General features: G+C 72.1%; 15 protein-coding genes. 9 read left to right on the plus strand and 6 right to left on the minus strand.

Annotated features, from left to right (window positions below):
• Positions 1–98: 98 nt before the first annotated feature.
• From dnaK to GVV04_RS16025, 5 genes are all read left to right on the plus strand, one after another.
• Positions 99–1,988, plus strand: coding sequence for a molecular chaperone DnaK (dnaK, locus tag GVV04_RS16005; protein ID WP_161688826.1), 1,890 nt, complete (start codon positions 99–101; stop codon positions 1,986–1,988).
• Positions 1,989–2,035: 47 nt separating this feature from the next.
• Positions 2,036–2,767, plus strand: a complete 732-nt coding sequence (grpE, locus tag GVV04_RS16010; protein WP_161688827.1) for a nucleotide exchange factor GrpE — start codon at positions 2,036–2,038, stop codon at positions 2,765–2,767.
• Between the two features lie 78 nt (positions 2,768–2,845).
• The gene (dnaJ, locus tag GVV04_RS16015) at positions 2,846–4,033 is read left to right on the plus strand and encodes a molecular chaperone DnaJ (protein ID WP_161688828.1); all 1,188 of its coding nucleotides are present in this window, start codon (positions 2,846–2,848) and stop codon (positions 4,031–4,033) included.
• A 32-nt stretch (positions 4,034–4,065) separates the two neighbouring features.
• Complete coding sequence (locus GVV04_RS16020; RefSeq protein ID WP_161688829.1) at positions 4,066–4,500, plus strand: heat shock protein transcriptional repressor HspR; 435 nt, start codon at positions 4,066–4,068, stop codon at positions 4,498–4,500.
• A 166-nt stretch (positions 4,501–4,666) separates the two neighbouring features.
• Positions 4,667–4,906, plus strand: a complete 240-nt coding sequence (locus tag GVV04_RS16025; protein ID WP_161688830.1) for a hypothetical protein — start codon at positions 4,667–4,669, stop codon at positions 4,904–4,906.
• A gap of 74 nt (positions 4,907–4,980) precedes the next feature.
• Here the strand turns inward: GVV04_RS16025 and GVV04_RS16030 are convergent, their stop codons facing one another.
• The 3 genes from GVV04_RS16030 to GVV04_RS16040 all read right to left on the minus strand — a co-directional run bounded on the left by GVV04_RS16030 (position 4,981) and on the right by GVV04_RS16040 (position 7,305).
• Positions 4,981–5,412: a hypothetical protein gene (locus tag GVV04_RS16030; RefSeq protein ID WP_161688831.1), complete on the minus strand. Its 432-nt coding sequence runs from the start codon at positions 5,410–5,412 to the stop codon at positions 4,981–4,983.
• Between the two features lie 182 nt (positions 5,413–5,594).
• Positions 5,595–6,800 carry a cation:proton antiporter gene (locus GVV04_RS16035; protein WP_161688832.1) on the minus strand — a complete coding sequence of 402 codons (1,206 nt, stop codon included), beginning with the start codon at positions 6,798–6,800 and terminating at the stop codon, positions 5,595–5,597.
• A 7-nt stretch (positions 6,801–6,807) separates the two neighbouring features.
• Entirely contained in the window at positions 6,808–7,305 is a 498-nt protein-coding gene (locus tag GVV04_RS16040) for a cation:proton antiporter regulatory subunit (protein WP_161688833.1), read from the minus strand.
• Positions 7,306–7,337: 32 nt separating this feature from the next.
• Here GVV04_RS16040 and GVV04_RS16045 point away from each other — a divergent pair, with 32 nt between their 5' ends.
• Positions 7,338–8,432: a beta propeller repeat protein gene (locus tag GVV04_RS16045; RefSeq protein ID WP_161688834.1), complete on the plus strand. Its 1,095-nt coding sequence runs from the start codon at positions 7,338–7,340 to the stop codon at positions 8,430–8,432.
• Between the two features lie 80 nt (positions 8,433–8,512).
• On the opposite strand, the gene GVV04_RS16050 is transcribed toward GVV04_RS16045, so the two are convergent.
• The gene (locus GVV04_RS16050; protein ID WP_161688835.1) at positions 8,513–8,779 is read right to left on the minus strand and encodes a winged helix-turn-helix domain-containing protein; all 267 of its coding nucleotides are present in this window, start codon (positions 8,777–8,779) and stop codon (positions 8,513–8,515) included.
• 24 nt (positions 8,780–8,803) lie between these two features.
• Complete coding sequence (locus GVV04_RS16055) at positions 8,804–9,022, minus strand: winged helix-turn-helix domain-containing protein (RefSeq protein WP_161688836.1); 219 nt, start codon at positions 9,020–9,022, stop codon at positions 8,804–8,806.
• Positions 9,023–9,328: 306 nt separating this feature from the next.
• Here GVV04_RS16055 and GVV04_RS33150 point away from each other — a divergent pair, with 306 nt between their 5' ends.
• A complete protein-coding gene (locus tag GVV04_RS33150) occupies positions 9,329–9,697 on the plus strand; it encodes a DivIVA domain-containing protein (protein ID WP_328822456.1) in 369 nt (122 codons plus the stop codon).
• Positions 9,694–9,945 (plus strand): hypothetical protein, encoded by a 252-nt coding sequence (locus GVV04_RS16065; protein WP_161688838.1) that lies wholly within the window; start codon positions 9,694–9,696, stop codon positions 9,943–9,945. Before GVV04_RS33150 ends, GVV04_RS16065 begins: the two co-directional genes overlap by 4 nt.
• Before the next feature lie 35 nt (positions 9,946–9,980).
• On the opposite strand, the gene GVV04_RS16070 is transcribed toward GVV04_RS16065, so the two are convergent.
• Entirely contained in the window at positions 9,981–11,117 is a 1,137-nt protein-coding gene (locus GVV04_RS16070) for an epoxide hydrolase family protein (RefSeq protein ID WP_161688839.1), read from the minus strand.
• 90 nt (positions 11,118–11,207) lie between these two features.
• Between GVV04_RS16070 and GVV04_RS16075 the strand changes: the two genes are divergently transcribed.
• Complete coding sequence (locus tag GVV04_RS16075) at positions 11,208–11,864, plus strand: TetR/AcrR family transcriptional regulator (RefSeq protein WP_161688840.1); 657 nt, start codon at positions 11,208–11,210, stop codon at positions 11,862–11,864.
• Positions 11,865–11,915 lie beyond the last annotated feature (51 nt).

The following is an 11,915-nucleotide window of genomic DNA, read 5'->3' on the forward strand; positions in this document are numbered from 1 at the left end:
GGGCGTGGCACTATTGAGTCAAGTTCACTCAACTTGTGGCGAGTGCGCGGCGGGCGGATCCCGTCACCTGCTCCAACGTAAGAAGCGAGGAAGCGAAGATGGCACGTGCGGTCGGTATCGACCTCGGCACGACGAACTCCTGCGTCAGCGTTCTCGAGGGCGGTGAGCCCACCGTCATCGCCAACGCTGAAGGCTCGCGGACGACCCCGTCGATCGTCGCGTTCGCCCGCAACGGTGAGGTGCTCGTCGGTGAGGTCGCCAAGCGCCAGGCGGTGACGAACCCGGACCGGACCATCCGGTCGGTCAAGCGGGAGATCGGCACCAACTGGACCGTCGACATCGACGGCAAGAAGTACACCCCCCAGGAGATCTCGGCCCGGACGCTGATGAAGCTCAAGCGGGACGCCGAGGCGTACCTGGGCGAGCAGATCACCGACGCGGTGATCACCGTCCCGGCCTACTTCAACGACGGCCAGCGCCAGGCCACCAAGGAGGCCGGCGAGATCGCCGGCTTCAACGTGCTGCGGATCGTCAACGAGCCGACCGCCGCCGCCCTGGCGTACGGGCTGGACAAGGGCTCCAAGGAGCAGACCGTCCTGGTCTTCGACCTCGGCGGCGGCACCTTCGACGTGTCGCTGCTGGAGTTGGCCGAGGGCGTCGTCGAGGTCAAGTCGACCAGCGGTGACAACCAGCTCGGTGGCGACGACTGGGACCAGCGGATCATCGACCACCTGGTGAAGACCTTCCGGGGCGAGCACGGCATCGACCTGGCCCAGGACAAGATGGCCCTCCAGCGGCTCCGCGAGGCGGCCGAGAAGGCCAAGATCGAGCTGTCGGCGGCCACCACCAGCAACATCAACCTGCCGTACATCACCGCCGGCTCGGCCGGCCCGCTGCACCTGGACGTGACGCTCAGCCGCGCCGAGTTCCAGCGGCTGACGCAGGACCTGCTGGACCGCTGCAAGGGCCCGTTCGAGCAGGCCGTGAAGGACGCCGGGATCAAGGTCTCCGGCGTCGACCACGTGATCCTGGTCGGCGGCTCGACCCGGATGCCGGCGGTCACCGACCTGGTCAAGCAGCTCACCGGCCGGGACCCCAACAAGGGCGTCAACCCGGACGAGGTCGTCGCCGTCGGCGCCGCCCTCCAGGCGGGCGTGCTCAAGGGCGAGGTCAAGGACGTCCTGCTGCTCGACGTGACCCCGCTGAGCCTGGGCATCGAGACCAAGGGCGGCATCTTCACCAAGCTGATCGAGCGCAACACCACCATCCCGAGCAAGCGCTCCGAGGTCTTCACCACGGCCGACGACAACCAGCCGTCGGTGCTGATCCAGGTGTTCCAGGGCGAGCGCGAGATCGCGGCCTACAACAAGAAGCTCGGCACCTTCGAGCTGACCGGTCTCCCGCCCGCGCCGCGCGGCGTGCCGCAGGTCGAGGTCACGTTCGACATCGACGCCAACGGCATCGTGAACGTGCACGCCAAGGACCTGGGCACCGGCAAGGAACAGAAGATGATGATCACCGGCGGCTCCTCGCTGCCGAAGGACGACATCGAGCGGATGCGTCGGGACGCCGAGGAGCACGCCGACGACGACAAGCGTCGTCGCGAGGAGGCGGAGACCCGCAACCTCGCCGAGGCGCTCCAGTGGCAGACCGAGAAGTTCCTCGCCGAGAGTGGCGACAAGCTGCCGGGCGAGAACCGGGAGCAGCTCAACGAGGCCCTCGGCGAGCTGCGCGGCGCGCTCGGCGGCCAGGACATCGAGAAGATCAAGGCGGCCCACGAGCGGCTCGCGCAGGTCTCCCAGCAGGCCGGCTCGCTGCTGTACGCGTCTCAGCAGGCCGACCAGGCCGACCAGGCCGAGCCGGGCCAGCAGCCGGGTGCTGCGGGCGCGGCGGGCGCTGGCGCGGGCACCGGGGCGACCGGTGGCGCGCGGGCCGGCGGCGCCGACGACGTGGTCGACGCGGAGATCGTGGACGAGGACAAGAAGTGACGATTCGCCTCGGACGCGTACTCACGGCAGAGGGATGAGGTAACCGCATGACGGAGAAGCCACGAGCCGCCGACCCGGACTCCACCGGGTCGGCGCCGGGTGGATCCGCGACCGCCGGGCAGTCCGCCGGTGAGCAGCCGCGGGTCGTCGTCCGTGATAATCGCAAGATCAGTAAGCCGGAGGAGCCCGCCGCCACCGACGCCGGGGCGGACGTCCCGGCGGAGGGGCTGGTCGCCGACGCCGAGGTCGTGGTCGACGAGATCGAGGTCGAGGCCGCCTCCGTGGACGGGCCGCCCGTGGTCGACGCCCCGGCGCGGCCGGTGGAGAGCGACACCCCGGCCCCCGGCGCGGAGCTGGAGGCGCTGCGGGCCGAGCTCGACGAGCGGACCCGGGACCTCCAGCGGGTGACGGCGGAGTACGCCAACTACCGCAAGCGGGTGGACCGGGACCGCAGCCTGGTCCAGGAGCAGGCGGCCGGCTCGGTGCTCGCCGCGCTGCTGCCGATCCTGGACGACCTGGACCGGGCCCGCGAGCACGGCGACCTGGTGGGCCCGTTCGGCGCGGTGGCCGAGCAGCTTACCACCGCGCTGGGCAAGTTCGGCCTGACCGTGTTCGGCGAGCAGGGCGACCCGTTCGACCCGACCCGGCACGAGGCGGTGGCCCACCGGACCTCCGCCGACGTGACCGAACCGACCTGCGTGCAGGTCATGCGCCGGGGCTACCAGCTCGGCGAGCGGCTGCTGCGGCCGGCCATGGTCGCGGTCGCTGACCCGGAGTAGTGCCGACCCGGGCTGTCCCGTCCGCCCGCACCGGGCGGGCGGGACGGCCGGGCACGTCCCATGGAAGGGGGTGGACCGGTGAGTTCCAAGGACTGGATCGAGAAGGACTACTACGCCACGTTGGGCGTGCAGAAGTCCGCCTCCCCGGACGAGATCAAGAAGTCGTACCGGAAGCTGGCCCGGGAGTCGCACCCGGACCACAACCCCGGTGAACCGCAGGCCGAGGAGCGGTTCAAGGCCGTCTCCGAGGCGTACGCGGTGCTCGGCGACGAGGCCAAGCGCCGCGAGTACGACGAGATGCGCTCGCTGTTCGGCTCGGGCGCCTTCCGGCGTAACGCCCGGGGCGCGGGCGGGCCCGGCGGGCAGCCGTTCGACGTCTCGGACATGTTCGGCGGCGGGGCCGGCGGCGGTGACCGTCGCTTCGGCGGGGCCGGCTTCCAGGACCTGTTCAGTTCGATCTTCTCGGGCGGCGGGGCAGCCGGTGGCCCGTCCCGTCCGCGTGGCCCCGCCAAGGGCCGGGACATCGAGACCGAGGTGGCGCTCGACTTCGACGACGCGGTCCGCGGGGTGACCCTCCCGCTGACCCTGCGCGCGCCCGGTATCTGCGACACCTGCCACGGCAGCGGGGCGAAGCCCGGCACCCAGCCGGTGACCTGCCCGGTCTGCCACGGCGCCGGGGCGACCACCCGGAACCAGGGGTCGTTCAGCCTGTCCGAGCCGTGCCGCAACTGTCAGGGCGTGGGCACGGTCGTCGAGGAGAAGTGCCCGGAGTGCCACGGCACCGGCGGGGTCACCAAGACCCGCACGCTGAACGTCCGCTTCCCCGCCGGGGTGGCCGACGGGCAGCGGATCCGGCTGACCGGGCGTGGCGAGCCGGGTGAGCGCGGCGGCCCGGCCGGCGACCTGTTCGTACAGGTGAAGGTCCGGCCGGACGACCTGTTCGGGCGTACCGGGGACGACCTGACGCTGACCGTGCCGATCACCTTCCCGGAGGCCGTGCTCGGCACGGACCTGCGGGTCCCCACGCTCGACGGCACGGTGACCCTGCGGGTGCCGCCGGGCACGCCGGGCGGCCGGGTGCTGCGGGCCCGCGGCAAGGGCGTGGTGCGCAAGGACGGCCAGGCCGGCGACCTGCTGGTCACGCTCGACGTGGTGGTGCCGGCACGGGTGTCCGACGAGGCGCGGGCGGCGCTGGAGGCGTTCGCCGAGCAGGCCCCGCCGGCCGCCCGGGAACATCTCGACGCCCGCGTGCGTCGGTTCAGTTGAGCCTGCTGGAGTGCGTGCGGAGGTGAGCGGGGATGGTGGGACAGTTCACCGGCTCGGATGACCCTGCCTACGAGGCCAAGGTCCTGATGATCTCGGTGGCGGCGCGGATGGCGGGGATGCATCCGCAGACGCTGCGCCAGTACGACCGGCTCGGTCTGGTGCAGGCCGGCCGGGCGGCCGGCGGCGGGCGCCGCTACAGCGTCCGGGACGTGGTGCTGCTGCGCGAGGTGCAGCGGCTCAGCCAGGACGAGGGGGTCAACCTGGCCGGGGTGAAGCGGATCATCGGCTTGGAACGCCTGCTGGAGCAGGCGCAGCAGCGGATCGCCCGGCTGGATGCGGAGCTCGACGCCGCGTACCGCCGGGTGGCCGAGCTGGAGTCGCTGGCCCGGTTTCCCGGCCGGGACCTGGTGCCCACCAACCGCATGTCCACCGCCCTGGTGGTCTGGCGCCCGCGCCGCGACCGCTGACCCGTCCACCGCACAGCTTCACAGCTCCGGACCGCTCCACCGGCCCGGTCCGCTTCCCGGTATCCCGGCGCGGACCGGGCCGATCCGTTAACCTGTGAATCAGGCACTACCTGCTCAATTCGGGCCAGAAGCACCGCTGGAACCACCGCACCGGCGAGGGGGGACCGTGTCGGAACCGGCCAAGAAGGTGGCGCAGCAGGCGGAGACGCGGCTCGACCGGATCGCGAAGTCCGCCCAGAAGCGGTTCAACAAGATCACCGAGGGCCGGTTCACCGACAGGATCAAGGAGGGTCGGTTCGCCGACCAGGTCGACCACGGCGTCGACCAGGGGCGGGCCGACGTGCGGCGCGACCAGCAGGGCGAAGGGCGCGAAGGGCGCGAAGGGCGCGGCGGAGCGGCCGCCTGACGGCCGGTGCGACGACGTGCGGGCCGGGTTCCACGGGGGAACCCGGCCCGTTCGCGTGTCAGGGACGCATGCCGTCAGCCGATGCGGCGGTTCTCCCGGACCAGGCTGCCCTCGCACCAGTCCCGGTAGGCGAAGAGGTCCGGGCGGGCCAGCAGCACCCGGCTGTTGTGCGCCCAGTTGTGCATCAGCTCGTCGCCGGCCCGTTCCGCCCGCTCGACCAGTTTGCGGAAGCGCCGCTTGGGATGGGCGCGGAAGTTCGTCCGGATGCCGTCGGCGGCGTAGATGTAGAGGCAGTGCAGCGCGAACCGGCGGGCCGGGCAGGCCGGGTCCATCGCCAGCTCGAAGAGCGTCTGCACGAGGTGGTCCCCGGCGACCAGCAGGTCCCAGTCCTGGGGCATCGAGGTCAGCGGCACGGAGCCCGGCTGGTAGGCCCACGCCCTCAGCTCCGTGGGAGAGGGGTCGACGGGGTTGGCGAAGCCGTGGAACGTCGAGTCCTGCACGCTCACCGGCCAACCTTCCGCTCGCGTACGCGGGGGGACCGGCCCCCCCGCGGACTGGCTGCTGGGGCGAACGGTAGCCGGGGTCGTCGACCAGCGGAAGGGCTCCGCCGCACGAATTCGACGACCGATGGAACGGGCCGGGTCGGCCGTACGGCCGACCCGGCCCGTTCCCGTGCCGGGGTCGCGGGTCAGTCGGTCTTGACCAGCGGTTCAGTGCGCTGGCGGAGGGCTCGCTGCCGCAGCCACACCTTGAACCAGGTGAAGTCCGGCAGTCGGGCCAGCATCGGCCCGGTCACCACGGTGATCAGCACGTACGCCGTGGCCAGCGCGGCCAGCTTCGGCTCCACGCTGCCGGCGGCGACGGCGAGCCCGGCGATGACGATGGAGAACTCGCCGCGGGGCACCAGGGCAAGTCCCGCCCGCCAGCGGCCGGGCTCGGCGATCCCGACCCGCCTGGCCGCCAGGTATCCGGTGATCGTCTTGGTGCCCATCGTCACCACGGCCAGCGCGAGCGCCGGCAGCAGCACGGGCGGGATGTCCCGGGGGTCGGTGACCAGCCCGAAGAAGACGAAGAAGACGGCGGCGAAGAGGTCCCGCAGTGGGGAGAGCATCTCGGTGGCGTGGTGGGCCACCGGCCCGGACAGCGCGATGCCGACGAGGAACGCGCCGACCGCCGCCGACACCTGGAGCTTCGCCGCGATGCCGGCGACCAGCAGGGTCAGCCCGAGCACGCCGAGCAGCAGCGCCTCCGGGTCCTTCGCCGACAGGGCCGCGGAGATCAGGTGGCCGTACCGGATCGCCACCACCAGCACCAGCATCACGGCGCCGACCGCGACGCCGAGCGCGATGCCGCCGCCGAGCAGGCCGCTGCCGGCCAGCACGGCGGTGAGCAGCGGCAGGTACAGAGCCATCGCCAGATCCTCGATGACCAGCACCGAGAGGATCACCGGCGTCTCCCGGTTACCGAGCCGGCCCAGGTCGGCCAGCACCTTGGCGATCACCCCGGACGAGGAGACCCAGGTGATGCCGGCCAGCACGATGGCGGCCACCCAGTCCCAGCCGAGCAGGAAGGCGAAGATCGCGCCGGGCAGCGCGTTGAGCACACCGTCGATGAGCCCGGCGGGTGCGGCCGAGCGTAGGTTGCCGACCAGTTCCCCGGCCGAGTACTCCAGGCCGAGCATCACCAGAAGCAGGATCACGCCGATCTCCGCGCCGACAGCGAAGAACTCCTCGCTGGCGTTCAGCGGCAGCACACCGCCGTGCCCGAAGACGAGCCCGGCGAGCAGGTAGAGGGGAATGGGTGAGAGGCCGATCCGCCGGCCGAGCCGCCCCAACAGCCCAAGCAGCAAGAGCAGCGCACCGACCTCGATGAGCAGCGTTGTGGTCTCGTGCATCCGCGCCTCAGCCGGAATCGTTGTCGGCGAGGATGGCTGTCACGCCGTCGAGCCCCTTGCGGGTCCCGACCACGACGACCACATCGCCGGCCTCGAAGCGGAAGGCCGGGTCCGGCGAGACGATCACCTCGCCGTGGCGCAGCACCGCCACGATGGAGGCGCTGGTCCGGGTGCGGGCCTTGGTGTCGCCGAGGCGCTTGTTGACGTACTTCGAGCTGGCCGGAATGACGACCTGCTCGGTGAGCAGCCCGGCGGCCTGTTCCCGGAGCCCGGACAACTGACCCAGCATCAGCGACGCGCCGAGGATGTCGGCCAGCGCCTCCGCCTCGTCGTCGGTCAGGGGTATGTCGTGCTGACATGAATCGGGATCATCCGGGTCATACAGGACGAGGTCACGGCGGCCATTACGATGGGAAACCACTCCGAGCCGGCGGCCGGATTCCGTCAACAGATCGTGACGCATTCCGATCCCGGGGAGGGCAGTCTGTTCGACACGTACTCGCACGCGGGCAAGGCTACCGGCCGAGGGGAAGGTCGATGAATGGTCGGTTCCTCCGATGGGCGGTCGCCGTGCTGCTCATGCCACTGATGACGGCCTGTTCGATCGGGCCTGTCCGTCAGCCACCCCCGGACCGGGCGGCCCCTCCGCCCAATCCGGCGACCACCGCGCCGGCGTCGTCCCCCACGGTCTCCGACGTCGAGGTACGCGAGGTCCGGGTCGCCGTCGGCCAGCGGTACGAGGCGCCGTACGTCGAGTTCGTCACCGCCGAGCGCGGGTACGCCCAATTCAGCTGCGGCCCGCCGGTGGACCGGAGTTGCCCGGCGCTGCTCTACGCCACCACCGATGGCGGGCGCACCTGGCGGCGGCTCCGGCATCCGCACCCGGTCTCCGAGAACCCGCAGCTCCACGTCGCCCCGGGCGGGCTGGCGATCTCCGTCGGGCCCGGCGACTGGTACACCTCCACCGACGGCGGCGTGACCTTCGCGCACACCGGCGGGGAGCGGGCCCCGGCCGTGTGGCAGGCCGCCCAGGGCCGGTTCCAGATCGACGAGGCCACCGGCCGGGCGGTTCGCTGGCAGGGGCAGCGGATGACACCCCTGCCAGCCCAGCCGCCGGTGCCCGATCTGCACGGCATCGTCGAGACCCGTGGCCTGCTGGTGGCGGGGGGCGTCGACGGCGGGAAACCGTACGCGGCGATCTCGCCCGACGGCGGGCGGAGCTGGCAGCGGACGGCGGTGCCGGCGTCCGGTGGCGAGGTCGGAATGCTGCGACCGGTGGCCGGGCCGGACGGCGAGGCGCGGCTGATTGGGTGGCCGCCGGACCGGACGAGATTTCCCACCCTCTGGCGATATCTGGGGCGGTGGACACCCGTGCCCGCCGAGGGGCATCCGGCGCGGGCGCTCTCGGTGGTGCCCCTGACCACCGGCCGGTTCGCCGTCAGCGGCCCGGACGGCGTGGGCGTGGTCGCCGACGGCCGGTACGACCGGCTCGACTGGCCGCTCGGCCCCGAGCACTACCTGACCCTGCTGGACGACGGCACGGTGCTGGGCCGCGCCTCCGACGAGGTGCTGCTGGCCTCGGGGCCGGTCGGCAGCCGCGGCTGGGTGCGGGTGGTGCTGGGGCCGGCCTGAGCGGCCGGCTCGCGCGGACGCCGGTTGCGCCGCGCCGGTGGAGGCCCTGTTTCGCCGCCTGCGGAGCTGCCCCGTCTGCGCTATCGGGTCGCCCCGACGCCGTGGCGGATCCGTGATTCAGGTGGCCGGGGGCGAGGGCTGACGTAGGTGCCCTTGCCCTGGTGTCCTTCGATCAGCCCTTCGGCCTGGAGGACGAGCAGGGCGGAGCGCACCGGCTCGGCGGAGACTCCGTAGTGGGCGATCATCTCGCGCAGCGACGGCAGCTTGTCGCCCGGGTTGTACTCACCCGAGGCGATCTTGTCTCGGATGTCCTGGGCGATGCGCTGACGGTCGGGAACTCGGGGCATGGCGACAACTCCTGGTAGCAGGACCTACTGCTTCTCCGCCACGAAGACGCCCACCCCTTCGAGTGTCTCGGTCAGCCCGGTCGCGCGGAGGATCATCATGGCCTTCCCGACCACCGTGTCCGACACGCCGTAATCCTTGCAGAGTTGCGACCGACTCGGCAGCTTCGCGCCGGGCGGCCAGTCGCCTGATTCGATCTTGCTTCGTAGCTCGTCTGCGAGCACCTGGTACTGCTGCTTGGGCATGCACACTCCCCGGATGGCATGCCCATTCGATCACGGCACCACCTCCAACCTCAAGCAATTGGTGGTTGGTCGTTGACCTACAACCGGTACCGATTGAAGGTTGCTGTTGAACGCTCCCGGATGGCACTGAGGGCGCTCGACGAGGCGGGACGGCATTCCCTGGTCGACCGTCCCGACCTCCCGGTGGTCCTGCTCGCCTGCGGCTTGGCGGCTGTTGAGAGCAGGGCCGGGCGGTCGGTCGGCCGTGTCGACCGACCGCCCCTTCCGGCATCGCACACCGAGTCGTCGAGGAAAGGACAACCTGTGGTGCGTACGCTTCTGCGATCCCTGCTCAGCCGCCGGCACGCCGGGCCACACTCGGCAGCCCACCGGCCCGTCGGTGCTGCCCGGCCCGTCGGGCAAGGTCCGCGCAACCGGCCGCCGGCCGGCGCGTACCGCTCGTGCCTTCCCCTGCGACCCTGGCAGGTGCGGAGCCGGACCTTCACGCCGCGCCGGCGCGGCGCGGACCCGGTGGAGGTCGCCGAGTTCCTCGACCGGGTCGCCGCCGACCTGGCCGCCGCCTACGCGGCGCTGGCGCGCAGCCGCGAGGAGGTCGCCCGGATCAAGGCGGCGCTGCGGGAGTGGCAGTCGCGCCAGGCACCCGCCGCGCGTGACCTGACCCGGCGGCGTCCGTGAGCAGCCGGTACGTCATCCACCTGCCGGTGACGGCGGCCGATCTGGCCCGCGCCAAGATTCTGGCCCGGACCGCCGTCCGCTCGCTGGCCATCATCGCCCCCGTCGATCCCGGCGAGACCACCGTCTCGCCCGAGGACAACCAGGGGGTACGCCACCGCGTGTTCTGCGACCGCAGGCTCGATGGTGGGCGGCGGTGTGTGCTGCGGGCCGAGCACGAGACGCCCTGCGCGGCGCGTGTGCCCCGCTGACTGCGGCCTCCCGCAGGAGTCCCCGGCCGGGGTGGTCAGCGGAGGGCGGCGAAGAACTGGCGGATGTCGCCGACCAGCACGTCGGTCGCCTCGTGGGCGGCGTAGTGGCCGCCGACATCGCCCCGGTCGCCCGGGCCGGCGTCGAAGGAGTGCCAGCTGACGATGTTGGCGTGGTCCCGGTCGGCGAAGCGGCGGATCGACTGGAAGTCTCCGGGGAACATCGCCAGCCCGGTCGGCACCGTGGTCGGCCCGGCGGGCTGCTCGGTGGCGTGCGCGTCCTCCCAGTAGAAGCGCATGGCCGAGGCGGCGGTGCCGGTGAACCAGTAGATCGCCACGTTGGCCAGGACGAAGTCGGCGTCCAGGCTGGTGTCGAAGAGTTGGGCGTTCCAGGCCAGCAGCCCGACCGGCGAGTCGGCCACGGCGAAGGCCAGGGTCTGCGGCTGCTGGCTGTGCACCTGGTTGAAGGAGAACTTGTTCTCGTAGAACCACTGGAGGTGCTTGAGCGCCACATGGTCGGCCTCGGACAGCCCCGCGAACTCGGCCGGGTCGCCGGACGGGAACGAGAAGAGCTGGGTGACGTGCACCCCGACGACGTGTTCGGGGTCGAACCGGCCGACCTCGGGCGAGACGAGCGAGCCGCCGTCGTTGCCGACCGCGCCGTAGCGGTCGTACCCGAGGCGGTTCATCAGCTCGGCCCAGGCGCGGGCCGTGCGGTAGCGGTTCCAGCCGGCGCTGCGGGTGGGGCCGGAGAAGCCGAAGCCCGGCAGCGACGGGATCACCAGGTGGAACGCCGGGGCCTGCGGATCGGTGGGCTCGGTGAGCGGGGCGATCACGTCCAGGTACTCCAGCACGGAGCCGGGCCAGCCGTGGGTGAGCACCAGCGGGGTTGCGTCGGCCCGGGACGACCGGACGTGCAGGAAGTGGATGTCCTCGCCGTCGATCTCGGTGACGAACTGCGGGTGGGCGTTGAGCCGCGCCTCCACGGCCCGCCAGTCGAACCCGTCCCGCCAGCGCTCGGCCAGGGCGCGGACCCGGGCGGTGGTCATGCCGTACTCGCCGGTGGTGCCCGGCAGCTCGTGCGGCCAGACGGTCCGGCTCAGGCGGTCGGCCAGGTCGTCCAGCGCGGCCTGCGGGACCTCGACGCGGTACGGGCGGACGGTGGTGTCGATCACGGCGACTCCTTCGGAACGGAATGCTTCGCTCTGTTTCAGTAGAGACTCTATCAGAGCGGAGCGATCCGTTCCGCTGCTAGCCTTGGTGTCATGACGAACTCCGCCGACGCCGCCCCCACCCCGCCGCTCGCCGGGCGGCGGGCCCAGGCCGCCCGCAACGACGCCGTGATCCTGGAGGCCGCCCGCGCCGTCTTCCTCGACGACCCGAAGGCCCCGATCGCCGCCGTCGCCGACCGCGCCGGCGTCGGCATCAGCGCCCTCTACCGGCGGTACGCGAGCAAGGAGGACCTGCTCCGCCGGCTCTGCCACGACGGGCTACGCCGGTACGTCGCCGAGGTCGAGGTGGCGGTCGCCGACCCGGACGGCTGGCAGGGCCTCGTCGGCTTCCTGGGGCGGGTGGTCGACGCCGACGTGCACTCGCTGACCGTGCACCTGGCCGGCACTTTCGCGCCGACCCCGGAGATGGGGCAGGACGCGGCGCGGTCCGGCGAGTTGACCGCCGCGCTGGTCGAACGGGCCCAGGCCGCCGGGCGGCTGCGCGCCGATGTGGTGGTGCAGGACGTCGGGCTGCTGCTGGAGGGGTGCGCCGCGATCCGCGTACCCGATCCGGAGCGCACCCGGCAGTTGCGCCGGCGTCACCTCGCGGTGCTGCTGGCTGGTCTCTCGGCGGCCGGCGGCGGCCCGGAGCGGCCCCGGCCGCCGCCGGCCGCCGGGGAGCTCGACTGGCGCTGGAAGCAGCGCAAGTGACCCAGTTCACATCCCCAGGGTTGAGCGGAATAGGCTCAACTCTGGTTGTGT

Origin of the sequence: Micromonospora rubida, assembly GCF_009908295.1 — a bacterium.
Lineage (GTDB): Bacteria > Actinomycetota > Actinomycetes > Mycobacteriales > Micromonosporaceae > Micromonospora > Micromonospora rubida.